At 66.9% G+C, this 22,438-nt stretch carries 19 protein-coding genes and 2 pseudogenes; 8 read left to right on the top strand and 13 right to left on the bottom strand.

The features are described 5' to 3' along the window. Genes OZ10_RS16595 through xanC form a run of 6 tightly spaced genes read right to left on the bottom strand, consistent with a single transcriptional unit; the run spans window position 1 to window position 3,626 of the window. Window positions 1-648 carry a LolA-related protein gene (locus OZ10_RS16595; RefSeq protein WP_039404848.1) on the bottom strand — a complete coding sequence of 216 codons (648 nt, stop codon included), beginning with the start codon at window positions 646-648 and terminating at the stop codon, window positions 1-3. Then, window positions 572-1,546 carry a lysophospholipid acyltransferase family protein gene (locus OZ10_RS16590; protein ID WP_039565965.1) on the bottom strand — a complete coding sequence of 325 codons (975 nt, stop codon included), beginning with the start codon at window positions 1,544-1,546 and terminating at the stop codon, window positions 572-574. The genes OZ10_RS16595 and OZ10_RS16590 overlap by 77 nt, the downstream gene beginning before the upstream one ends. Continuing rightward, the gene (locus OZ10_RS16585) at window positions 1,543-1,830 is read right to left on the bottom strand and encodes an ApeI family dehydratase (RefSeq protein ID WP_039404852.1); all 288 of its coding nucleotides are present in this window, start codon (window positions 1,828-1,830) and stop codon (window positions 1,543-1,545) included. The genes OZ10_RS16590 and OZ10_RS16585 overlap by 4 nt, the downstream gene beginning before the upstream one ends. 11 nt (window positions 1,831-1,841) lie before the next feature. After that, window positions 1,842-2,591 (bottom strand): lysophospholipid acyltransferase family protein, encoded by a 750-nt coding sequence (locus OZ10_RS16580; protein WP_039404854.1) that lies wholly within the window; start codon window positions 2,589-2,591, stop codon window positions 1,842-1,844. A gap of 53 nt (window positions 2,592-2,644) precedes the next feature. Next, complete coding sequence (locus OZ10_RS16575) at window positions 2,645-3,328, bottom strand: COG4648 family protein (protein WP_202903030.1); 684 nt, start codon at window positions 3,326-3,328, stop codon at window positions 2,645-2,647. A 28-nt stretch (window positions 3,329-3,356) separates the two neighbouring features. Further along, window positions 3,357-3,626: a xanthomonadin biosynthesis acyl carrier protein XanC gene (xanC, locus tag OZ10_RS16570; protein WP_039565963.1), complete on the bottom strand. Its 270-nt coding sequence runs from the start codon at window positions 3,624-3,626 to the stop codon at window positions 3,357-3,359. 300 nt (window positions 3,627-3,926) lie between these two features. On the opposite strand from xanC, the gene OZ10_RS16565 reads away from it, so the two are divergent. Together OZ10_RS16565 and OZ10_RS16560 are read left to right on the top strand one after the other, a co-directional pair. After that, the gene (locus OZ10_RS16565) at window positions 3,927-5,261 is read left to right on the top strand and encodes an NAD(P)/FAD-dependent oxidoreductase (protein WP_039404865.1); all 1,335 of its coding nucleotides are present in this window, start codon (window positions 3,927-3,929) and stop codon (window positions 5,259-5,261) included. After that, complete coding sequence (locus OZ10_RS16560) at window positions 5,258-6,265, top strand: chorismate transformation FkbO/Hyg5 family protein (RefSeq protein WP_039404867.1); 1,008 nt, start codon at window positions 5,258-5,260, stop codon at window positions 6,263-6,265. Before OZ10_RS16565 ends, OZ10_RS16560 begins: the two co-directional genes overlap by 4 nt. Window positions 6,266-6,360: 95 nt before the next feature. Here the strand turns inward: OZ10_RS16560 and OZ10_RS16555 are convergent, their stop codons facing one another. Next, window positions 6,361-7,704 (bottom strand): AMP-binding protein, encoded by a 1,344-nt coding sequence (locus OZ10_RS16555; protein WP_039565974.1) that lies wholly within the window; start codon window positions 7,702-7,704, stop codon window positions 6,361-6,363. Between the two features lie 813 nt (window positions 7,705-8,517). Between OZ10_RS16555 and OZ10_RS16550 the strand changes: the two genes are divergently transcribed. The 4 genes from OZ10_RS16550 (at window position 8,518) to hemF (ending at window position 14,129) form a co-directional block, all read left to right on the top strand. After that, window positions 8,518-10,884, top strand: coding sequence for a S9 family peptidase (locus OZ10_RS16550; protein ID WP_039565971.1), 2,367 nt, complete (start codon window positions 8,518-8,520; stop codon window positions 10,882-10,884). A gap of 391 nt (window positions 10,885-11,275) precedes the next feature. Next, complete coding sequence (locus tag OZ10_RS16545; RefSeq protein WP_039565961.1) at window positions 11,276-11,992, top strand: hypothetical protein; 717 nt, start codon at window positions 11,276-11,278, stop codon at window positions 11,990-11,992. Further along, window positions 11,989-12,555, top strand: coding sequence for a hypothetical protein (locus OZ10_RS16540; RefSeq protein WP_039565960.1), 567 nt, complete (start codon window positions 11,989-11,991; stop codon window positions 12,553-12,555). The genes OZ10_RS16545 and OZ10_RS16540 overlap by 4 nt, the downstream gene beginning before the upstream one ends. Window positions 12,556-13,229: 674 nt before the next feature. Then, complete coding sequence (gene hemF / locus OZ10_RS16535; RefSeq protein ID WP_039565959.1) at window positions 13,230-14,129, top strand: oxygen-dependent coproporphyrinogen oxidase; 900 nt, start codon at window positions 13,230-13,232, stop codon at window positions 14,127-14,129. Between the two features lie 584 nt (window positions 14,130-14,713). Here hemF and polA read toward each other — a convergent pair. Continuing rightward, window positions 14,714-17,494: a DNA polymerase I gene (gene polA / locus OZ10_RS16530; protein ID WP_039565956.1), complete on the bottom strand. Its 2,781-nt coding sequence runs from the start codon at window positions 17,492-17,494 to the stop codon at window positions 14,714-14,716. A gap of 77 nt (window positions 17,495-17,571) precedes the next feature. On the opposite strand from polA, the gene OZ10_RS16525 reads away from it, so the two are divergent. Beyond that, window positions 17,572-17,862, top strand: a complete 291-nt coding sequence (locus OZ10_RS16525) for a DUF2782 domain-containing protein (RefSeq protein WP_039565954.1) — start codon at window positions 17,572-17,574, stop codon at window positions 17,860-17,862. A gap of 164 nt (window positions 17,863-18,026) precedes the next feature. Here OZ10_RS16525 and OZ10_RS22715 read toward each other — a convergent pair. From OZ10_RS22715 to OZ10_RS16510, 3 genes and pseudogenes are all read right to left on the bottom strand, one after another. After that, window positions 18,027-18,239, bottom strand: a pseudogene (locus OZ10_RS22715) (type VI secretion system protein TssA); the annotation flags it as partial. Window positions 18,240-18,260: 21 nt separating this feature from the next. After that, window positions 18,261-18,743: a nuclear transport factor 2 family protein gene (locus tag OZ10_RS16515; protein ID WP_039565950.1), complete on the bottom strand. Its 483-nt coding sequence runs from the start codon at window positions 18,741-18,743 to the stop codon at window positions 18,261-18,263. After that, window positions 18,740-19,639, bottom strand: coding sequence for an oxidoreductase (locus OZ10_RS16510; protein WP_039565949.1), 900 nt, complete (start codon window positions 19,637-19,639; stop codon window positions 18,740-18,742). The genes OZ10_RS16515 and OZ10_RS16510 overlap by 4 nt, the downstream gene beginning before the upstream one ends. Window positions 19,640-19,872: 233 nt before the next feature. Between OZ10_RS16510 and OZ10_RS16505 the strand changes: the two genes are divergently transcribed. Continuing rightward, window positions 19,873-20,754 (top strand): LysR family transcriptional regulator, encoded by an 882-nt coding sequence (locus OZ10_RS16505; protein ID WP_039565970.1) that lies wholly within the window; start codon window positions 19,873-19,875, stop codon window positions 20,752-20,754. A 426-nt stretch (window positions 20,755-21,180) separates the two neighbouring features. Here OZ10_RS16505 and OZ10_RS22545 read toward each other — a convergent pair whose 3' ends face one another. After that, window positions 21,181-21,354, bottom strand: coding sequence for a hypothetical protein (locus tag OZ10_RS22545; protein ID WP_158002181.1), 174 nt, complete (start codon window positions 21,352-21,354; stop codon window positions 21,181-21,183). A 163-nt stretch (window positions 21,355-21,517) separates the two neighbouring features. Continuing rightward, window positions 21,518-22,438, bottom strand: a pseudogene (locus OZ10_RS16500) (tetratricopeptide repeat protein); the annotation flags it as partial.

Genomic DNA, 22,438 nt, shown 5'->3' with positions numbered 1-22,438 from the left:
TCACGCGCCCGGACCGTGGCACAGCGTGGTCAGCGCGGCGGCATCAGTGACGTTGGCCGCCTCGCGCGCCGCACCAGCCAGCAGCGTGCGCTGCACGTCGCCCTTGGCCGGCACGCTTTCGATACACCGCAGCTCGTCGTTGCGCCCGTACAGACGCAATTCGCGTACCTGCTTGGCAACGGCGGCGTCCCTGGGCTGCAGCGTCAATGCCCAGGCCTGGGGTCGGCCTTGTCCGCTGACGCGGTACTGCTGTTCCAGCAGTGCGCGGTCGCCGCCCAGCAACGCGCCGAAGCCGGACTTCAGACCCGCCAGCTCGGGTACGCGGCTGAGCGAAAAACGTCGCGGCGGTTTGCCTTCACGTTCCAGCACGCCTTCGTCGCCCTGCAAGGTGGTGGTCTCGCGATACGGCGCGCTGACTTCGCGCACCAGCGTCTGCGCATCCGGGCGACGGTAGTGGCCCTGCACGCGCAAGGGCGTCTTCAGCAGGGCCGAGCCACGCAGTTCGACGAATTCGGTGCTGACCGGTGCGGGGCGTGCCAGGCGCTGCAGCACCTGGCCGACGTCCAGCGTCTCAGGCGGTGCGGCGCATAGCGGTGCGGCGCTGAACAGCAGTATCAGCATCCACGGCAGGGTGCGGCACATCGGCATGGTGGGTGTTCCAGAAATCGTAGAAGTTGAACCAGTTGTACGGCGCGTAGCGTGTGTAATGTTCCAGCCTGGCGGCGTAATCGCGCATGAGTACCGCCAGCACCGGGGCGCGCTGACGACGCGGAACGTCCAGGCCTTCGCTGAAGGTCTCGAAGGCCAGCTCGTAATGATTGCCGCCGCGATACAGGCCGAATGCCAGCACCACCGGTACCTTGAGCGCGGCGGCGATCAGCCAGGGCGAGGTCGGGAACATCGCGTTGCGGCCCAGGAACATCGCCGGCAACGCGGGGTCGCCTTCGCGCGGGCGATCGATCAGCAGCGCCACCAGCGCACCGGCATCGGTGGCTTCCTTGATCGCTATGACGATCGAGGTCGCATCCATGCCGGCGTCGATGATGTTGGCGGCCAGCTGCGGGTTGAGCGCGCCCAGCAGGTCGGTCATGGCGCGGTTGTGCGCCTTGTCCAGCACCACCTTGACCTGCACGTCGGGACGCTCGGTGGCCAGCACACGCAGCGCATCGAAGCTGCCCAGGTGCGAACCGAAGATCAGCACGCCGCGGCCGCGATCCATCTGCGTGTGCAGCTGATCCAGCCCGGTGATGTCCACGCGGAAGCGCTGCATCTGCCCGCATAGCATGTAGACGCGATCCAGGATGGTGGAGGCGAAGGTGTGGATATGCCGCGCCACGTCGCGCAGCGTTGCCTTCCGCCCCAGCACCCGCGCCAGATAGGCACGCGAGGCGGCGCGCTCGGGCGCACGCACCAGCAGGAAGTACAGCGTGATCGGATACAGCAGCGCGCGCCCCACCGCACGTCCGGCATGCCGTGCGATGCCGCGGATCAGCCACAACGCAAAGCGCCCGCCGCCTTCCGGACGCTGCTTCCAGTGCTTGCTCATGCCGCCGCCTCCGCCACCAGCTCGCCGCTGACCAGCAGTGTCTGCTCACGCTGCACGCGGAAGCGCCAGCGCGGGCCATCGCCTTCCAGCGTGACCGAGGCGGTCTGCCCGGGCAGCAAGGGCTGCACGAACTTCACCTGCGGCAGGCGCGCGGCTGCGCGCGGACCATGCAGCGCTTCCACCGCCTGCAGCACATGGTCGAGCACGACCACGCCGGGTACCACGGGGCGACCCGGGAAATGCCCGGGCAGGCAGGGATGATCATGCGGCACGACGAAATCCATAAGCGCAGAACTCAGATCCTGGGTTGAAGCATTGCAGCCACGGCCTTGTGTGCCTGCTCGGTCAATTGTTGGCGGTCGGGCGCATCCGGCCCGGTCACTGCGATCGGCGCACCGATCCGCACGCGAATGATGCCGGGGCGCACCCTGAACAGACCATCGACCGGCAATACCTTGCCGCAGCCGTCCAGCGCCACGGGAACCACCTGCACGCCAGCATCGATAGCGGCCTGCAGTAGCCCGGCCTTGAATGGCAATAATGCGCCGCTGCGGCTGCGCGTGCCTTCCGGAAACAGACACAACTGTTTGCCCTCGCGCAGCAGCGCGGCGGCCTGACGGCGCACCAGTGCGCCGGCCCGGCGGCTGTCGCGGTCCAGAAACAGCATGCCGGTGGCGCGCGCATACCAGTTCACGAACGGCACCTTGAGCATTTCTTCCTTGAGCAGGAAGCGCAGCGGCACCGGCAGCGCGTAGAACAGCGCGCAAATGTCGATGATCGACTGGTGGTTGCTCACGAACAGATAGTTCTTGGACCAATCGACCTGCTCGCGCCCTTCCACGATGACGGTGGCGCCCGCGCCGCGGAACAGCACCGGCGCCCACATCCAGGCGCCCATGCGCAGCAGGCGGTCGGCGTCGCGCGTGATCGCCAGCAGCACCAGGGCATAGACAATGCCGCCAGCGGTAAACGTCAGCGTAAAGGCCAGTTGCAACAGGTTGAACAGGGCCCACGCCAGGCGCGACGGCATCCTTGCCAACGGCATCTTTGTCTTGTCCCCGAAAATATGCACGTACGTCGCTGCCCCTGGCCACGCACTCAGCGCAGCAGATCGCGCCAGAAGTCCGGCCCGAGCCGCGCCATCTGGCGCAAGAAGTCTGGCAGATTACGATAGGGACGCTGTGGAAACCAGCGGCCGCGCAATAGATATTCCCCAACGAAGAACCCGCCAACCACGCCATAGGCGAGCAGATTGGCGAACAACGAGGCGCGCGCGTCGCTGATCGGCAGCGGCGAGGCGTAGCCCAGCTGCGCCAGCACGCCGCTTGGTTCGGCGCACAGGCCCAGCACCAGGTTGACCAGGGTCAGCGCGCACAGCAGCAGCGCCCAGGCCAGCGTAAGGCGGCGCGTGTAGCGGTATTGCTCCGGCGTGATCGGCATGCCGGCCTGGCGATACAGCCCTTCGACAATGCGCGTGATCAAGGGCGTGCGCCCACGGCGCAGGCTGCGACCGAAGAACCAGGCGATCCAGCCGGTGAACACCACCGGCGGCGCGGCCAGCAGCAACATCGCATACGGCGAGTGCCACAGTGCGCTCAGGCCCAGCAACGTCAGCACCACCAGCGCCCAGGCCCAGGCCCGGCGCGCCACCAACGGTTCGATCAACACCATCAGCACCAGCAAACTACCGGCAATGACGGCCAGCTCAGGGCGATGGGTGGCGTTGGCCCAGTGCGCCAGCGGCGAGTACGCCACCGCCAGCAACACGCCCAGCCCGAGCACCCACGGCGGGGCGTCGCCGGGCGCTAGCTCAGACGGTCTTGTTGGCTTCGACATGCGCCGACAGTGCGCGCAGCGACGCGAAGATGCGACGGTTCTCGTCGTTGTCCGAGCGCAGCTGGAAGCCGTAGCGCTTGCTGATCGCCAGCGCCAGTTCCAGCGCGTCGATCGAATCCAGCCCCAGCCCAGTATTGAACAGCGGCGCCTCCGGATCGATGTCGGCGGGTTGGACGTCTTCCAGGTTCAGGCTATCGACCAGGAGTTCGGCCAGTTCACGTTCGGCAGCGGTTTGCGAGGACATCCAGAAATTCCAGGGTGAGGGTCGGGCAAAGTCGGCGCAGGCAGGCGACGGCGCACGGCCATCGGCGGGGCGGGCAGCGCATCGCCTCGTCAGTGTACGTCGTCGTACCTGTCGATTCCGAGCGCCCGGCCCGCGTCGCATCCGGCGATCGCGCTGTCCTTGCATGGTCCTGAGTGGGTGCAGCATGGGCCCGCATCAGTGTCCGGGCCGCCGGTCAGGCTATCATGACTGCTTGACGCTCGCCCGCTGCAGGTTCGTTCCAGGATGACTTCCACTGTTGTTCGCCCCACCCCGACCGCCATGCCGGCAGCCGGGCCGGCCCCCGGACCGGAGTGTCCGGATGTCCTGATCGTTGGCGGCGGACCGGCCGGCTGTGCGGCAGCGATCATACTGGCCGAGCTCGGCTGGGCGGTGACCTTGCTCGAAAAGGCGCAGCATCCGCGCTTTCATATCGGCGAATCGCTGCTGCCGATGAACATGCCGATCCTCGAACGGCTGGGCGTGCTGGAACAGGTGCGCCAGATCGGCGTGCTCAAGCGCGGCGCGGATTTCCCCAACGACGCCGGCGGCTACAACACGTTTCGGTTTTCGCACGCGCTCGATGCCAAGGCCGACTTCGCCTTCCAGGTCCCGCGCGCGCAGTTCGACCAGGTCCTGTTCAACCGCGCACGCGCGGTGGGCGTGGATGCGCGTGAGCAGGTCCTCGTCGAACAGGTGAACCTGGACGGCGAACAACCGGTGCTGCAGGCACGCAGCGCCGACGGCCAGCGCCTGCAGTTCCGCCCGCGCTACCTGCTCGATGCCAGCGGCCGCGACACCTTCCTGGGCAACCGGCTCAAGCTCAAGCGCGCCAATGCCAAACATCAATCCGCAGCGCTGTTCAGCCATTTCCGCGGCGTCGCCCGGCGGCCGGGCGAGGATGCCGGCAACATCAGCATCTATCGGCACGCGCATGGCTGGATGTGGCTGATTCCGCTGCCCGACGACATCATGAGCGTGGGCGCGGTCTGCTATCCGGAGTACATGAAGACCCGTCAGGGCGACAGCGAAGGGTTTCTGATGCGCACGCTGGCGCTCAACCCCGAAGTTGCCGCGCGCATGGCCGGTGCGCAGCGGGTGGCGCCGGTGCATGCCACCGGCAACTACGCCTACGAATGCACGCGCATGGCCGGCCCGCGCTGGCTGATGCTGGGCGATGCCTATACCTTCGTCGACCCGATGTTTTCCTCCGGCGTCTTCCTGGCCATGCACAGCGCCGAACGCGGCGCGGCGATGGTGGATGCCGCACTGCGCGCCCCGCAGCAGGAGGCCAAGCTGCAGCGCAGGCTGCAGCGTGAACTGGACCGCGGCATCGACGAATTCAAATGGTTCATCTACCGCTTCACCTCACCGACGATGCGCGCGCTGTTCGCGCAGCCGCAGAACACCTGGCAGCTGGAACAGGCGGTGGTGGCGATGCTGGCCGGCGACGTGTTCGACAGCCCCAAGGTCCGCTTGCGCCTGCGTGCGTTCCGCGCCATCTATGCGCTCACCACACTGTCGATGATGCCGCGCGCCTGGCACTCGTGGCGCCTGCGTCGGCGCCAGGCCAAGCTCGGTTTCGACGGCGACACCTTGCAACGAGACCCTCAATGACCGCTTCCCCGGCCCAGACCGCGCAGCCGCTGCGCCATCCCCGCCTGCAGGTCGATTATGTCGACCAGACCGACCCGAGTGCGTTGCTGGCCGACCCGCAGGTCCTGGCGGTGTTCGGATTCGGCAACGCGGCGCCTGGCCTGGACGACCCGCGCTATCTGCGCGTGCCGCTGCAGCCGTACCGGGCCGACGTGCTGGAAGTGTGGCGGACCGATGCGCCGGTGCGCAGTGGCCGTAACGGCAACATCGCCTGGTCCAGCGATGGGCATCTGCAGTTCGGCGTGATCGAGATCGACGAGCAGGAGGTCGACATCGAAGAGGCCGCCGCCAAGGCGTATGCGGAAATGACCGCGTTCGTCAGCGGCAGCGCGACACCGCGCCTGCTGCGCATCTGGAACTACCTGGATGCGATCACGCTTGGCAGTGGCGACCGCGAGCGCTATCGCCAGTTCTGCGTGGGCCGCGCGCGGGGGCTGGGAGCGTTCGACACCGCGCAGTTGCCGGCTGCCACGGCAGTGGGCCGCTGCGATGCCGAGCGCATCATCCAGATCTATTGGCTGGCCGCCGCCGATGCCGGCACCCCGCTGGAAAACCCGCGCCAGGTCAGCGCCTACCACTACCCGCGCCAATACGGCCCGCAGCCGCCGAGCTTCGCGCGCGCCATGCTGCCGCCACCCGGCAGCGACATGCCCCTGCTGCTGTCAGGCACCGCCGCGGTGGTCGGCCATGCCTCGATGCATACCGGCCAATTGCTGGCGCAGCTGGAAGAGACCTTTGCCAATTTCGATGCCCTGCTCGGCGCCGCGCGTCAGCACGCGCCGGCGTTGCCCGCGCAGTTCGGCGCCGGCACCCGCCTGAAGGTCTATGTGCGCGAGCAGGACGATCTGCCCAAGGTCGCCCAGGCCCTGGATGCACGCTTCGGCAACGCGGTCCCGCGCCTGCTGCTGCACGCGGTGATCTGCCGCGACGAGCTGGCAGTGGAGATCGATGGGGTGCACGGGTAGGTAAACCACGCCCGCCGCAGATCCTGTCTGCGGCGCCCGACCGCCAAGGATGAGCGACAGGCAGCGTTTGCCGGCTGCACGCGCGCCTGCAACGCTCAGCCGTTGAGCAGGCCCAGTACGGTATCGCGCGGCAGTTTGCCGGTCTCGTTGCGTGGCAGGGCGGCAAGCTTGCGCAGGCGGCGCGGCAGAAACACCGGGTCGACGCTGACGCGCAATGCGGCCAGGATCTGGGCTTCGTCCAGGCTCGGCGCCACCACCAAGGCGGCGATGCGGCCCACCGCCTGGCCGGCATCCGGGGCCAGTTGCACGATGGTGCCGTCGACCACGCCGGGGATGGCGAGCAGGCGGCGGGTGAGATCGGCCAGCGAGGCGCGTTTGCCGGCAATCTCCAGCAAGTCGGCCTGGCGCCCGCGCACCTGGAAGGTGCCATCACCGGCCACGTCCATCATGTCGGCCAGCATCACCGGGGTGGCCAGATGCGGTGCATGCACCAGGGTGCCCGCCGCCTGGGCCTGAAGACGCACGCCGGGCAGCGGTGTCCATGCCGCTTCCAGTGCGGTGCGGCGCACGGCGAACACGCAGGTTTCGGTGGAGCCGAACATCTCTCGGACTTCTCCGCCAAAGCGCGCCTCGGCGGCGGCGGCAATGTCCTGGGTCAGTGGCGCGGTGGCCGACACGATGCCCGCCAGCGGTGGCAGCGCCACGCCCGATTCCACCAATGCACGCAGGTGCACCGGCGTGGTCACCAGCACGCGCGGCGCGGGAATCTCTGAAAGCGCGCGCGCCACATCGTCGGGGAAGAACGGCCGGCCGGCATGCACCGCCAGCTCGGTCACCATCGGCAGCAGCACCGACAGCTCCATGCCGTACATGTGTTGCGGCGGCACCGTGGCCACCACGTGCGGCACCGCGTCGGTCCCGGCCCAAAGGCTTTGCAGGGCAACCAGATCCTGCCGCGTACTGGTCAGGAAGCTGCCCCAGGTCTTTGGATTGGGCTGCGGGCTGCCGGTGCTGCCGGAGGTGAAGCCGATCGCCACCAGGGCGTCGTCGGCCAGCTGCGGCACCGCGCCATCGGCCTGCGGCAGCTCGGCCGGCAGCTGCCAATACCGCGGCGGCGCCAGCTCCAGCGCCAGATCGCCCAGACAGTACGCATCGGCGTGACGGGCCTGCACTTCGCCGACCACGGCCGGCGCGCGCGAGGATGGCAGCAGCGACACCTGCCCACGCAGCGCGCAGGCGTAGAACGCGACCATGAAGCGGTACCGGTCTTCGCACAGGTTTACCGCGTGCTGGCCGTCGGGCAGCTGCTGCGCCAGGCCGTGCACGTGCGCGATGAACGTCGCCAGGTCGACCGACTGCCCCGCGCGCCACGCCAGCGGCCGGTCAGGCGCGCCGACGGCCATCGGGTGAAAAACGGCAGAAGCAGGCAGGCTGGACATGTGCACCGACAATCGCAAAAGCGCGCTAGCTTGGCGGCCACCCGGGCTGCTGGCAAGTCAGGAGGTTTCCTGCAGTGGGACGCGGCCGAACAGCTGCCAGATGCGTGCTGCCGGCAAGGCCCAGGACGACAACCGGGGCTACCGCTGGGATGCGCGCTGCCTGCAACCAGCGACGCCGCACCTCACGGAAGTGCGGTGCCGGTCGGCGCATCCAAGGGGGCATTTTGACTGACCGCTCACCCTGACGGCTGCCGCCTGAGGCACTGGACATGCGCATTGACCCGATCGCCAGCGGCCGTTTTGCATCGGTTACCCGTGCACCGAGCCATCGCTGCGGCAACGCGATCGGCGCGAACAGGCATCGCTGCGCGACCACGCGCACGCCGCTTTCCGCCGCTGGACACCAGCGTCGTGCATGGCCGCGCCGGTTTACGCGCAAACGCGCGTGCAATGTTCGAACGCAACCGCCGCGCCATGCCGGCCGGCCGCAGCGCCAACGCGACGCCGCACAGCCTCGATCAAGCGCAGTGCCGCAAGTCCGCACAGGCAAGCACGCGCGCCCGGCAGACTGAAGCGTTTAGCCCGATCCCGGTACCGCAATCGACAGCACACAGCGACGTCGTGGCATCGCATTGCACGGCCCACGATCGCCGCGTCGATCATCGCCGTCTGCCGCCGCGCAACAGTCCCGCTCGTCATCCCAGACCGCGGCGTGGCACCGCCCACGCATGACCTGTGGCCCAAGCGTGCCGCAGAGGCAAGCTGCTAGGCTTGCCTGCTCTTCCGTTGCGCCCGTTGTTACCGATGCCCAGACTGTTGCCGTTGACCCTCCTGCTGCTGGCCGCCACCGCACATGCGCAGTCCGCCGCACCGCTCACCATCGAACAGGTCATGGCCGACCCGGACTGGATCGGGCCGTCGGTCGATCAGGCCTGGTGGCAATGGGACGGCAAACAGGTGCAGTACCTGCTCAAGCGCGACGGCAGCCCGGTGCGCGACACCTATCGCCAGAGCACCGGCGGCGGCACTGCCGAACGTGTGGCCGACACCGCCCGCGCCGGCCTGGATGCGGCCAACCCCAGTTACGACGCAACCCGTCAGCGCATGCTGTTTGCACGCAATGGCGACATCTTTCTGCGTGACCTGCGCTCGGGCGCATTGACGCAGCTGACCCGCAGCAACGAGCTCGAATCGCGTCCGCAGTTCGCCAGCGATGGCGGCGCGATCTGGCGCGCGGGCAACAACTGGTACCACTGGCGTGCCGACGGCGGCACCGCACAGGTCGCCGTGGTCAAGGCCGAGCGCGACCCCAACGCCGCGCCCAAGGCCGATGTGCTGCGGGAACAGCAACTGGCCACGCTCGCCACTCTGCGTCGTGACCGCGAGCAGCGCGACGCCTTGCGTACCCAGGAAGATGCCTGGCGCCGTGCAGACGCCACCCGTGCGGCAGCGCCGGTGTACCTGGGTGATGAGGTCGAGATCGTCGACAGCGCCCTGTCGCCGGATGGCCGGCACCTGCTGGTGGTGACGCAGGCCAAAAGCGCCGACGAAGGCCAGGCCGGCAAGATGCCCAAGTACGTGACCGAATCCGGTTACGAGGAATTCCAGGAAGCGCGCACCCGTGTGGGCCGCAACGCCCCGGCCGCGCACACGCTGTGGCTGGTCGATGTGGCAGCAGGCAGCGCACGGCAGCTGTCCTTCGACGCATTGCCCGGCATCGCCACCGACCCGCTCGCCGCATTGCGCAAGGCCGCCAAGCGCGATGCGCTCAAGGGCAACCGCGCCGTGCGGGTGGAAAGCGATGGCGACGGTCGCGGCCCTGCCGTGCACTGGAGCGACGACGGCCGCAACGTGGCGGTGGAAATCCGCGCGGTGGACAACAAGGACCGCTGGATCGCCAGTGTGGACCTGGACAACGCCAGGCTGCAGCCGCGTCACCGCCTGAGCGATGGCGCCTGGATCAACTGGGACTTCAACGATTTCGGCTGGCTGCCCGACAACCGCACGCTGTGGCTGCTGTCGGAAGAATCGGGCTACTCGCAGCTGTACACGGTGGAAGGCAACGGCAAACCGCGTCAGCGCACACGCGGCAAGTGGGAAGTGTCGATGCCGGTGCCCAGCGCCGACGGCAACGGCATGTACTTTCTGTGCAACCAGAAATGGCCGGGCGACTACGAGGTGTGCAAGCTCGACCTGCGCAGCGACCAGCTCACCGAAGTCACGGCGTTGAACGGCGTGGAAGGCTTCAGCCTGTCGCCGGACGGGCAGCAGCTACTGGTGCGCTACTCCGGCAGTTACCTGCCCACGCAACTGGCCGTGGTACCGGCCACCGGCGGCCAGGCCACCGTACTCACCGACACGCGCACGCCCGCATTCAAGGCGCAGCCGTGGATTGCGCCGCAGTACGTGCAGGTGCCGTCCAAGCACGGCGCCGGCACGGTCTGGGGCAAGTACTACGGGCCGAAAGATCCCGAGCCGGGCAAGCAGTATCCGATCGTGATGTTCGTGCATGGCGCCGGCTACCTGCAGAACGTGTCCGAGCGCTACACGCCGTATTTCCGCGAGCAGATGTTCCACAACCTGCTGGTGCAGCAGGGCTACATCGTGCTGGACCTGGACTACCGCGCCTCCGAAGGCTACGGCCGCGACTGGCGCACCGCGATCTATCGCAACATGGGCCACCCGGAGCTGGAAGACTATCTGGACGGCCTGGAATGGCTGGTGGCCACCAAACAGGGCGATCGCGCACGCGCCGGCATCTATGGCGGTTCGTACGGCGGCTTCATGACCTATATGGCGTTGTTCCGCAGCCCGGGCACGTTCAAGGCCGGTGCGGCACTGCGGCCGGTGGGCGACTGGATGCAGTACAACCACGAGTACACCTCCAACATCCTCAACACGCCCGAGCTCGACCCGGAGGCGTACAAGACCTCCTCGCCGATCAACTACGCCGACGGCCTGCGCGACCATCTGCTGATCGCCCACGGCATGATCGACGACAACGTGTTCTTCAAGGACTCGGTGGACATGACGCAAAAGCTGATCGAACTGCACAAGGACAACTGGCAGGTGGCGCCGTACCCGCTGGAACGTCACGGGTTCACCCGCGCCGATGCATGGCTGGACGAGTACAAGCGCATCCTCAACCTGTTCAACGCACAGGTGAAGCCGCAGCGCTGAGCCCCCTGCACCTGTTGCAGCAGACGCAGCACGCACTGGACATCGCCCGGCGAGTCCAGTGCCGCAGGTGCCGCTCCGCCAGCCAGGCGGCCGGCCACGCCGGCGGATCGGCGCTGGACGTGGCGGCGTGCGCGAGCCACGTCATGGCCCGCGGTGGTAGCGCCGCCAGCGTGCAACGACCTGAGGCAGACGTTGCCTCGCTGCAGCCAGCCGCCCCGCCTCCGCACGGTTGCGTTGCGCTCACCTCTCCCTACGCAAGGGGCTCTAAGCTTGGCCAAGAATCGACCGCGTGCTCGTGCGTTCGCGCGGGGCGCGCCGGTCTACCGCGTGACCGGTGCGCCCCCGGCATGCCGGCATTTCCCCTTTCCACGGCGCACACAAGGGAGACGCGATGGGCCTGTGGGACCGCTTGTTTGGACGCAAGACCGCCGTGGCGAAGACGCCGCGCGCAGAACCAACCGTTGCCCCGGCAGCTGCCGACGATGCCCCGCAGGCCAGCGTCGACATCGACCCCGCCTTGCAGCCGGCACTGGCCGCGTTTCAACGTGGCGACCATGTGGGCGCCTACAACGCAGCGCAGGCGCAATTGCAGGCCGGCGCCGACGCGCAACGCCTGTGTGCGCTGGCGTTGAGTGCACTGGATCGCTACCACGAGGCCTATCCCCACTGGCTGGCGCTGTACGAGCTGGAGCCGAGCGCACACAACGCATTGCAGCTGGCCACCACGGCGGTGATGTGCAATGAGATCGAACGCGGCGAACAGTGGCTGCTGACGTTCGACGCGCTCAATGCACAGGAGCGTTCGACCTCACCGGCCACCGCGCGCACCAGCTTCCTGACCGCACTGACCCGTGCCGGCCACGGTGCACATGCCTTGCTGCACCTGGAGTGGCTGCGCGAAGCCTATGCCGGCATGTCGATCACCGACAGTCATTTCCTGTATGTGCGTGGCCTGCCGTTCCTGGAGGCCTTTCTCGAACGCAGCACCCCGTTGCTGCGCCAATGCCTGCCGGCCGATGCCCTGCCCGGCTGGTACGCACAGCTGCAGCCTGCGCTGGACCCGCCGGGGCAGGCCGCGGTCGCCGCGCATATCGCCTCCCTGCAATGAACGCGACACGGCGTGTAGCACCGCAGCCGCACGGCGGATTCATCTCGCCGCTGGCATGGGTGTCGTTGTTGCTGGGCGTGGTGAGTGCGCTGGCCAACCTGTTGCAGATCGTACTGATCGCGCTGACCCCGGATGCAGCATCGCTGGGACTGCCCAAGGGCATCACCCTGCCACACTCCTGGCAATGGCTGATCGACCATGCGCTGTCGCTCTCTGTTGCCGGTGTGGTGCTGTCGGCCGCCTTCGCGTGGTTGAGCTGGGCGCTGCTGCAGCGGCGCGAATGGGCAAGAGTCGGTTTCGTGGTGGTGCTCGTGGTGACCGGCCTGCTCAATTTCGGCGGGCTGGCGTTGATCGGACCGTTGTTCGACGGCGTGCAGACGTTACTTCCCGCCGAGGTGCTGCAGAGCCCGGAATGGCCACAGATGCAGGCACGTTTGCAGGCAACCCGGCAGATGGCGTTCATCCTCACCGGCCTGGGCGTCGTGGCAATCGGCTGCGTACACGCAGCATTGGCATGGCGGCTGTGCACGCCAGCCGTTCGCGCGGAGTTCGCCCAGGTGTAGTGGCTGCAGCAGCGCGTCAGTCACCAGCCTCGAATTTCCTTGCCGGCCACGGTCAGGGCATGACGTCTTCGACATTCGGCGTCTCGCGCTTGGGCGCAGACCGTGGTCCTGCAGCAAAGGCGCTGACGCTCCGCTCTCCGCCTGATCTGCCAGTATTGCGCCATCAGGTAGCGACGACTGCATCGCGCGTATCGCGAGCGCTTGGTTATCTTCAAGTCTAGTCGAGGGCGCGGTGTCCTCACCGCTTGCGGGACACGCCGCAAGTACGTCCATGTAGGCTCGGTGGCAGCATCCATGCAGCCACACGGTCCCGCAATCGGCGAGGACACCACGCCAGACAGTTAGTTGGTGGTTTTGTTGAAAAGCAAAGGTCACCGCATCGCCAGTCTGATCGTCGCTGGTTTATATCCATGCGCACCGACCATCTCGACTGGTCCTTGCCCGCCCACCGTCGCGGGACCCTTGGCGGCATGGATGCCGCCACGGAGCTACATGGACGTACTTGCAGCGTGTCCTGCGATGGTGGGCGGGCAAGGGCCCTGCAGCCAACCTGCAGATCAGTTGCTCTTCCGCTCTCCCTCTTCCGCCAGGCATCCACCCTCCGCATCGCCCTGCGACAAACTGGCGCGCGCGGGTGCGCGCACCGGCCGCGATGCACCGCTTAGAATTGCGTCATGAACGAATTCGACCGTGTACGCGATTATCTGACCGACCTGCAGGACCGTATCTGCGCTGCTGTGGAAGCAGCCGATGGGCGAGCGCGGTTCTCCGAAGATCTCTGGCAACGCGAGGAAGGCGGCGGCGGGCGTACCCGCATTCTGCGCGACGGCGCGGTGTTCGAGCAGGCCGGCATCGGCTTTTCCGACGTTTCGGGTACCCGCCTGCCGCCCTCGGCCAGTGCGCACCGCCCCGAACTGGCCGGCGCCACCTGGCGCGCCTGCGGCGTGTCGCTGGTGTTTCATCCGCACAACCCGCATGTGCCCACCACGCATGCCAACGTCCGCTATTTCCGCGCCGAACGCGATGGTGAGGTGGTCGCCGCCTGGTTTGGCGGCGGCTTCGACCTGACCCCGTTCTACCCGGTGGACGAAGACGTGCAGCACTGGCACCGCGTCGCCCAGGCGCTGTGCGCCCCCTTCGGCGAGGAACGCTATGCCGCGCACAAGCGCTGGTGCGACGAATACTTCTTCCTGCGCCACCGCAACGAGACACGCGGCGTCGGCGGGCTGTTCTTCGACGACCTGGGTCAGGACTTCGAGCGCGACTTTGCGTACCAGCAAGCAGTCGGCAACGGCTTCCTGGATGCCTACATGCCGATCGTGCAGCGCCGCAAGGATGAGCCGTTCGGCGAGCGCGAGCGCGAATTCCAGCTGTACCGCCGCGGCCGCTACGTGGAATTCAACCTGGTCTACGATCGCGGCACCCTGTTCGGGCTGCAGAGCGGCGGGCGTGCCGAAAGCATCTTGATGAGCCTACCGCCCCGGGTGCGCTGGGAGTATGGCTACACCGCAGAGCCCGGCAGTGCCGAGGCACGGCTGCTGAATTATCTGGTCCCGCGCGACTGGCTGGGCTGATGGCCGCCGTGTCAGCGGCCAACTGATCTGCCTCGGCGTTTAACGGACGCGCTGACATCCTGATCCAAAGGGATTGAGACGTCAGCGCCTTATCGCCATCGCCCAATCAAGCGCCATTCAGTAGCGTATTCAGAATCTCAATTCATGCAAACCTGAATTGGGAGAATGAAACACTGTGTTGATTAATCGAGTTAATCGCGCCTATTTATATTTGTAATTGCTCGCACCTCGACGCCGAACTTTATTCGTGTGATGCGATGCGCCATTGCGCTAGAGAGCTGTTGAGCACAGGACATAAAAAAGCCCCGCAGACCAGGGGGAGGTCGGCGGGGCCAGGAAACGGAAACTTGGGGAGGAGTTTCCGCTCCGAGATCTGCTCCAGGGGATGGGAGAGATCTGCCGACAGGCGTTGCGCCCGTCGAGGGATATGACACCATTTTCTACATTGATGGATCGTGAAGATAACTGTTAAAAAAATGTAGAATTTAGCGGTTATTCATTCCCTCAAACTTGCTGAATTCGCATTATGTTTGACCGGCTTATGTCTGGTCTGTGCGTTCAGCATATCAGCGTCGTATGACGCGTCAGTGCGCCTCGTCCCAGTTATCGCCAACACCCGAATCCACCACCAGCGGCACGCGTAGCTCGGCCGCTGCGGCCATGCGCGTGGTGACTTCGCGCAGCAGCGTGTCGACGAAATCGGCATCTGCCTCGAACACCAGTTCGTCGTGCACCTGCAGGATCATCAGCGCGCGCTGCGCGTGGTCGGCGATCCAGCCGTCCACGCTGACCATGGCGCGCTTGATGATGTCTGCGGCGGTGCCCTGCATCGGCGCGTTGATGGCGGCGCGCTCGGCGCCGGCGCGCTGGCCCTGGCTGCCGGCGTTGATGAAGTCCAGATACAGGCGGCGGCCGAACACGGTTTCCACGTAGCCCTTGTCACGCGCCTGCTGGCGCGTGGTTTCCATGAAGTCGCGCACGCCCGGGTAGCGGCTGAAGTACAGCGCGATGTAGTCCTGCGCCTCGCCGCGCCCGATGCCGAGCTGGCGGGCCAGGCCGAACGCGCTCATGCCGTACATCAGGCCGAAGTTGATCGCCTTGGCGGCGCGGCGCTCATCCCCGCTGACGGTGTCGATGGTGCGGCCGAACACTTCCGCTGCGGTGGCCCGATGCACGTCGGCACCGGACTCGAACGCGCCCACCAGGCCGGGGTCGCCGGACAGGTGCGCCATGATGCGCAGCTCGATCTGCGAGTAGTCGCAGGCGATCAGCTTGCGCCCGGCCGGCGCGACGAAGGCACGGCGGATGCGGCGGCCGTCCTCGGTGCGGATCGGGATGTTCTGCAGGTTGGGGTCGGACGAGGACAGCCGCCCGGTAGCGGCACCGGCCTGGTGATAGCTGGTGTGCACGCGCCCGGACTGCGGGTGGATCATCTCCGGCAGCTTGTCGGTGTAGGTGCTGCGCAGCTTGGTCAGCCCGCGGTATTCCAGGATCACCCGCGGCAGTTCGTGCTGGTCGGCGATGGCTTCCAGCGCTTCTTCATTCGTCGAGGGCTGGCCCTTGGGCGTCTTGACCACCGCGGGAAGCTTGAGTTCGTCGAACAGCAGCGCCTGCAGCTGCTTGGGCGAATCCAGGTTGAAGGTGCGCCCGGCCAGTTCGGTGGCTTTCTGCTGGGCGGCGAGCATGCGCTTGGACAGGTCCGCGCTCTGGCGACGCAGCTCGGCCGCGTCCACGCATACGCCGTTGGCTTCGATTCGTGCCAGCACGCCTACCAGCGGCATCTCGATCTCGCGATAGACGCGCTCGAGGCTGGGCTCGGCGGCCAGGCGCTTGCCCAGCACCTGGTGCAGGCGCAGGGTGATGTCGGCGTCTTCGGCGGCGTAGCGGGTGGCATCTTCCAGGCTGACATGGGCGAAGGGAATCTGCTTGGCGCCCTTGCCGCAGACGTCTTCGTACTTGACGGTGTCGTAGCCCAGGTAGCGCTTGGCCAGGCTGTCCATGTCGTGGCGGGCGCTGCCGGAATTGAGCACGAAGCTTTCCAGCAGGGTGTCGTCGGCATAGCCGGCCAGGTCGACGCCATGGCGGCGCATCACGTGCAGGTCGTACTTGCCGTGCTGGCCGAGCTTGCGCACGGCAGGGTCGGTCAGCAGCGGTGCCAGTTGGGCCAGCGCCTGGGCGCGGTCGAGCTGGGCCGGGGCGCCGGGGAAGTTGTGGCCGAACGGCAGATAGGCCGCCTGGCCGGGCTCGGCGGCCACACTCAGCCCGATCAGGTCGGCCTGCAGCGGGTCCAGGCTGTCGGTTTCGGTGTCGAAGGCGAACTGCCCGGCCGTGCGCAGGCGCGCGATCCAGCTGTCGAGCTGTTCCTGGGTGAGGATGGTCTCGTACTGGCCGGGGGCGGACAGCGCCGGGTCCAGGTCCACCGGCGCACTGGCCGGGCCGGACACGAACCCGGTGCCACGGGCGCGGCCGGGCTCGGTGCGGGCCACCGCCATCGCTTCGGTCTGCGCCCCGGCTGCGGCCGCGCCGCCCAGTTCGCGTAAGGCCTGGCTGAAACCGTAGCGGGCGTACAGCACGGCCAAGGCTTCGGCATTGGGCTCACGCAGGTCCAGCGCACGCGGGCCGCTGGCCAGCACCACATCGGTCTTGATGGTGACCAGCGCACGGTTGAGCGGTAGCCGCGGCAGTGCGGCGCGCAGGTTGTCGCCGATCTTGCCCTTGATCTTGTCGGCGTTGGCGATGACGCCATCGAGCGAGTCGTATTCGGCCAGCCATTTGGCGGCGGTCTTGGGGCCGCACTTGTCCACGCCCGGCACGTTGTCGATGGCATCGCCCATCAGCGCGAGCAGATCGACGATCTGGTCGGGCCGCACGCCGAACTTGGCGATCACCGCCTCGTCCGAATCCATGCGGCTGCCGCTCATGGTGTTGACCAGTTCGATGCCCGGGCGCACCAGCTGGGCAAAGTCCTTGTCGCCGGTGGAGATGGTGACGCTCAAGCCGTCGGCCGCGCCCTGCAGCGCCAGCGTACCGATTACATCGTCCGCTTCCACCCCGTCGATGCGCAGGATGTCGATGCCCAGCGCATGCACGATGTCGCACATCGGCTGCACCTGCGCGCGCAGGTCGTCGGGCATCGACGGGCGGTTGGCCTTGTAGTCGGCATACAAGTCATCACGAAATGTCTTGCCGGGCGCATCCACCACGAACGCGACGTAGGCCGGGCGCTCCTTCAAGGTGGCGCGCAGCATGTTGACCACGCCGAACAAGGCGCCAGTGGGCTCGCCCTGGGCATTGGTCAGCGGCGGAAGCGCGTGGAACGCGCGGTACAGGTAACTGGACCCGTCGATCAGGACTAATCTGCTCATGGCCCAATTCTACGCTGCACGCCCACGCCACACCGCGACAGCGCATACTGGCCGGCGACCTAGAACGGATGACAACGATGAAGAGAGCACGTCTTTTGCTGCTGCCGTTGCTGCTGCTTGGCGGCTGCGCCACGACCACCGGTGGCCGCGACGGTGGCGATATCCCGGCCGGTGCCGATGTCACCAGCAAGACCATGGGCAACGGCGACAAGGTGGACGAATACCGCGTCAACGGCCAGCTGGAAATGGTGCGCGTGACCCCGGCGCGCGGCGCGCCCTATTTCCTGTACGACCGCGACCACGACGGGCATACCGACGCGGAGAAGGACAAGGTCAACAAGGTGTACTGGCAGCTGTATAGCTGGTGATTCGGGATTCGGGATTCGGGATTCGGGATTCGTAGAGCGTAAGCACGGCGGCTTTACCGGCCGCTGGTGTCGGCGATGGTGGTCCGGTTCCGGTAAGCCGGAGCACCTCAGTAGCGGCAACGCTGATGCGGGTCTGCGGTATCTGACGCCGCTGGGCGCAAGGCTCAGCCGTTGTCCTGCGGGCCGGGGACGCGTTGCAGGTCGTCGATGCCGGCCGGGGCCAGTTCCTTCTTCATCAAGGCCAGGAAGTCGCAGCCCACCAGGCGCAGCAGCATCGGTACCGGGCTGGAAGGCTCGCAGCGCGCGTAGTCGCGTGTGCGCCGGATACGTATCGGTGTACACCCTGGCGAGCACTTGCGTAGCACCGCACAAGCCGTCCGCGCCTGCACTTTGCCGGATCAGGCGCCAGCGGTCAGGGAAAGCTGTGGCGTGCCGAAGGACTGGCCGCCGAACGGCTCGGTATTCAACCACATATAGGTGTAGGAACGGCTGGAAAAGCGCCAGCCGCTTGCGGTCCTTATGAAAGTGGCCGAATACATCGCCACATTGTCGTAGTAGTGATCTGCCGGACCGGTGGCCAGCTCCCGAACCGGCCAACGCGCCGCCGCACGATCGCCCTCGATCACGATCACCCCGGTCGGTACCAGCTGGGTGAAGAAGTTGCGCTCATCGCGTAGTTGATGGAGCAATGCCGCAACGGCTTCGATGCCTTCGCGCCTGACGTTGAATGGCGCCCCGATCTCCCAGATGCCATCGTCCGTCCACAAGGCCTTGAAGCCATCGTGGTCGGCGCGGATGCAGGTGTCGGCAAAGCGAGCCACCAACGCGCGGATGGCGCTCTCGTCTTCCAGCCGTTGCAGTCGTTGTTCGAGGGTGTTCATGCGTGTGCCTCGTGTGCGGGACGGGAGTGGGCGGCGATGCCGTCCAGCGTTGCAAGCTGGTCTGCGGACAGCACCAGGTCGCAGGCGGCGAAATTCTCGGCCAGATGCGCTGGCGAGGATGTGCCGGCGATCACCAGCAGGTTGGGCGAGCGCTGCAGCAACCACGCCAGCGCCACCTGCCGTGGCGTAGCACCCACCGCGCTGGCGACACCGGAGAGTAGGTCCGACTGCAACGGCGAAAAGCCGCCGAGCGGGAAGAACGGCACATAGGCGATGCCTTGCTGCGCGAGCGCGTCGATGAAGGCGTCGTCGTCGCGCTTGACCAGGTTGTAGTGGTTTTGCACGCACACGATCCTGGCCAGCGACTGCGCCTGCTCCAGCTGTCGCGCCGTGACATTGCTCAAGCCGATATGGCGCACCAGGCCTTCGCGCTGCAACTCGGCCAGGCAGGCCACCGGCTCGGCGATCGAGCTGTCGTCGGTGTCGGCCAGAGCGCCCAGCCGCAGGTTGACCACATCCAGCGTCTCCAGGCCCAGGCTCGTCAGGTTGGCGTGCACCTGCCGCCGCAGGCTGTCCGGCGACAGATCGATATGCCAGGAACTGTCGCTGCCGCGGCCGATGCCGATCTTGGTGACGATCACCACATCATCGCGGTAAGGATGCAGCGCTTCGCGAATGAGCGCATTGGAGACGTGCGGGCCGTAAAACTCGGCGGTGTCGATATGGTTGGCGCCCAGTGCGACGGCCTGGCGCAGGACCGCCAGCGCGGAGGCCTTGTCGCGCGGCGGTCCCCACACGTGGGAGCCGGGCAATTGCATGGTGCCGTAGCCCATGCGCCTGAGCTGCAGGGTGGTGCCGGGCAGGGTGAAGGTGCCACCGAGTTGAGTGTCGGTCATGAGATGTCCTTGGATGGGTGAGCGGTACGGCGTCTGCGATTGGGTGGGAGCGGCCGTTGCGGGCACGGCGCACGCTCGTTGGGGATGAGCTGTGTGGGATGGCGCCTGCAGCAGGGAAACGCTTCACTTCGTTAGTGCCGCTGCAATTTACGTCCGCGACCTCTGTGCAACAATCAGGTATAAATTGAACGGGCCGTACGGATTTTCGAACGATGAGCAATCGCCTGGGCGACATGGAGGCGTTCGTGCGGGTGGCGCGCGCCGGCGGGTTTCGGGAAGCGGCCAAGAGCGCGGGCCAGAGTGCGTCCAACTTCAGCGATGCGATCAAGCGCATGGAGGTCTGGCTGGGCGTGCGGCTGTTCAATCGCACCACGCGCAGCGTGGTGCTGACCGATGCGGGGAAGGCGCTGTTGGCCCGCGTCGAGCCAGCATTGATCGAGTTGGAGGGCGCCAAGGAGGTGGTCAGCGCGTTTCGCGACAGGCCGGCCGGTACGCTGCGCCTCAATGTGCCGGTCAGTGCGGCGCGGCTGGTGTTGCCGCGCATCTTGCCGCCGTTTCTCGCAGCCTACCCGGACATCACCGTGGAGGTGCTGACCGAAGAGAGCTTCGTCGATGTGATCGCCGCCGGGTGCGATGCGGGAATCCGCTACGGTGAGCGGCTGCAGCAGGACATGGTGGCGATTCCGATCGGCCCGCGTGTGCAACGCAGCGCAACTGCGGCATCTCCCGGCTACCTGGATCGGCGTGGCCGCCCCACCCACCCACGCGAACTGATCGACCACGACTGCATCCGTGGTCGCTTTCCCAGCGGCGTGATTGCCGAGTGGGAGTTCGAGCGCGAGGCAGAGATCGTCACCATCTTTCCGCGTGGGCAGCTCCTGGTGGAGATCGGCGGAGGCCTCGACCTTGCGATCCAGTCGGCGATCGCCGGAAACGGGGTCATTCACCTGTTCGAGCAATGGCTTGCGCCGCACCTGGCATCCGGCGCGCTCGAACCGGTGCTGCGCCCCTGGTGGCAACCGTTTCCCGGCCCCTATCTGTATTACCCCAACCGCAATCTGACCCCGCCCGCGCTGCGCGCGTTCATTGAATTCGTCAAACAATTGCCTGACTGAGCCTTGCGCCTTTTTAGCGGGGCTTGCCATGACGATGCCCGACACCACGTGCTCTCACCCTCCATTGCAACGCTGCGAGTGGGACAGTCTTGCGACAGGATCCGGTTGCTCGCCCAAGCGCTGCAGACACCCCTTCGTCGCCATCTGCGACAAGCACAACTGGCATGCACAACCCCCACAGAAACCGGCTCGGACGCAGCCTGCACGCTTACCGCTCGTCGCACCTGCCGGCTACAAAGGCCAGATGCGCTGATGCGGCCGCCTCAGGGAGGCTGCGCACCGCCGGTCAGTCCAGGCGCTGGCAGCCATGGAGAGGCTGACCCATGCTCGCCGCCCCTGTTCAGGTGGCGGCATGATGTCAGGCGACGCTATTTCCTGCCGATCAACACCCAGTCGATGTTCGCCAAGTCATGGCCTGTCGACCAGTCATGATCTCGTCGTTGCCATCCCATCGAGATCGATGATGCGCAACTGATGCGACGCGTCCAATCCGACGTTGGCAGGCTTGGCCCACGTCCAGTTGTTGTCGAACTGGCCGCTACGGTTCGCGTCGATGACATGTTGCAAGGTGTCCGGAGGCAGGCGGGTGGCAGTGTGCATCGGGGCTCTCCAAGGGGCGGCAAGATGACGACGGAGCTACTGCAGTGCGGGTGCGGTTCGACGATGCGCGGCGTGACCAGTCAGTGCGTGCTGCGCGTCAGTGTTGCGCCTGTTGCAGGCGCAGTGCGCCCGCAGCATCGTGGCCATGGCTGTGTCCTTCACGCGCGCCGGCCAGGTTGCCTTCCACCGTCAGCGTGTCGATGGCGTTGTCGCCATAGCGCTTGCGGCTGACCTGCAGCAGCGGCGCCAGCTCGGCCTCTGCACCGGCGTAGTCGCGCTGCATCAGCAGATACATCGACAGACTGTTGCGCATCGACAGCGTGAATGGATGCTCGGGCCCGTCGAGCGCGATGCGCTCGCGCAGCAGGGCGCGCTGCAGGGTGATCGCCGACGCCAGTTGCCCGACCTCGGCCAGCATGGCGGCGTAGACATTGCCCGCGTTGATGCGCTGCCCCGGGCGCGTGGCAGGGTTGGCCAGCGCCGCCACGTAGGCATGCCGGCTTTCGGTCATGGCCTCGGCAATGCGGCCCTGGTCGCGCAGCGTCCAGGCCAGCCATCCGCGCATGTCGTTGGCCATGGTCTGCTGCTGCGCGTCGCCACGCTGCGCCTGCGCAATGCCCTGGCGCAGCAGCTGCGCGGCGTCCTCGCGCTGACCGGCACCGCGTAGCGCCTGGCCCAGCATGGAGGCCGCCTGCAATGCCGGCATGCTGCCCTCCCCGGTGCTCTGCTGCGCCAGCGTCTGCGCAGTGCGCAGGTGCTGCACCGCCTGCGGGTACTTGGCCAGTGCAATCAAGGTGCGGCCCAAGGTCAGCTCCACATCGGTGCGCGCATCCGGCTGGCTGGCCAGCTCGCGCGCGGCGCGCTGCGAGGCCTGCTCCAGCACGCGCAGCATCAGCGTCTTGTCCAGATCCTGCGCCACGCCGGGGTCCACGCTGGACAACACCGAACTCATGAAATCGCCGGTGACGCGCGCGCGTTGCGCATCGCGCGCGGCCTGCTGCAACGACCACAGCGTGGCGCCGAGGCCGGCGAGCGAGGCAACCGCCACCAGGCCGCCGGCCAGCACGCCGCTGCGATGGCGCTG

The organism is Xanthomonas cannabis pv. cannabis, from assembly GCF_000802365.1.
Taxonomy (GTDB): domain Bacteria; phylum Pseudomonadota; class Gammaproteobacteria; order Xanthomonadales; family Xanthomonadaceae; genus Xanthomonas; species Xanthomonas cannabis.
This window is presented reverse-complemented; position numbering and strand designations above follow the sequence as displayed.

Excerpts from the sequence above, each read along its gene's own strand:
- OZ10_RS16595 (WP_039404848.1), bottom strand. The coding sequence starts at position 648 with ATGCCGATGTGCCGCACCCTGCCGTGGATGCTGATACTGCTGTTCAGC.
- OZ10_RS22545 (WP_158002181.1), bottom strand. The coding sequence starts at position 21,354 with ATGCACACTGCCACCCGCCTGCCTCCGGACACCTTGCAACATGTCATC.
- OZ10_RS16510 (WP_039565949.1), bottom strand. The coding sequence starts at position 19,639 with ATGACCGACACTCAACTCGGTGGCACCTTCACCCTGCCCGGCACCACC.
- hemF (WP_039565959.1), top strand. The coding sequence starts at position 13,230 with ATGAACGAATTCGACCGTGTACGCGATTATCTGACCGACCTGCAGGAC.
- OZ10_RS16545 (WP_039565961.1), top strand. The coding sequence starts at position 11,276 with ATGGGCCTGTGGGACCGCTTGTTTGGACGCAAGACCGCCGTGGCGAAG.
- OZ10_RS16585 (WP_039404852.1), bottom strand. The coding sequence starts at position 1,830 with ATGGATTTCGTCGTGCCGCATGATCATCCCTGCCTGCCCGGGCATTTC.
- OZ10_RS16555 (WP_039565974.1), bottom strand. The coding sequence starts at position 7,704 with ATGTCCAGCCTGCCTGCTTCTGCCGTTTTTCACCCGATGGCCGTCGGC.
- OZ10_RS16565 (WP_039404865.1), top strand. The coding sequence starts at position 3,927 with ATGCCGGCAGCCGGGCCGGCCCCCGGACCGGAGTGTCCGGATGTCCTG.
- OZ10_RS16515 (WP_039565950.1), bottom strand. The coding sequence starts at position 18,743 with ATGAACACCCTCGAACAACGACTGCAACGGCTGGAAGACGAGAGCGCC.
- polA (WP_039565956.1), bottom strand. The coding sequence starts at position 17,494 with ATGAGCAGATTAGTCCTGATCGACGGGTCCAGTTACCTGTACCGCGCG.
- OZ10_RS16525 (WP_039565954.1), top strand. The coding sequence starts at position 17,572 with ATGAAGAGAGCACGTCTTTTGCTGCTGCCGTTGCTGCTGCTTGGCGGC.
- xanC (WP_039565963.1), bottom strand. The coding sequence starts at position 3,626 with ATGTCCTCGCAAACCGCTGCCGAACGTGAACTGGCCGAACTCCTGGTC.
- OZ10_RS16560 (WP_039404867.1), top strand. The coding sequence starts at position 5,258 with ATGACCGCTTCCCCGGCCCAGACCGCGCAGCCGCTGCGCCATCCCCGC.
- OZ10_RS16540 (WP_039565960.1), top strand. The coding sequence starts at position 11,989 with ATGAACGCGACACGGCGTGTAGCACCGCAGCCGCACGGCGGATTCATC.
- OZ10_RS16580 (WP_039404854.1), bottom strand. The coding sequence starts at position 2,591 with ATGCCGTTGGCAAGGATGCCGTCGCGCCTGGCGTGGGCCCTGTTCAAC.
- OZ10_RS16590 (WP_039565965.1), bottom strand. The coding sequence starts at position 1,546 with ATGAGCAAGCACTGGAAGCAGCGTCCGGAAGGCGGCGGGCGCTTTGCG.
- OZ10_RS16505 (WP_039565970.1), top strand. The coding sequence starts at position 19,873 with ATGGAGGCGTTCGTGCGGGTGGCGCGCGCCGGCGGGTTTCGGGAAGCG.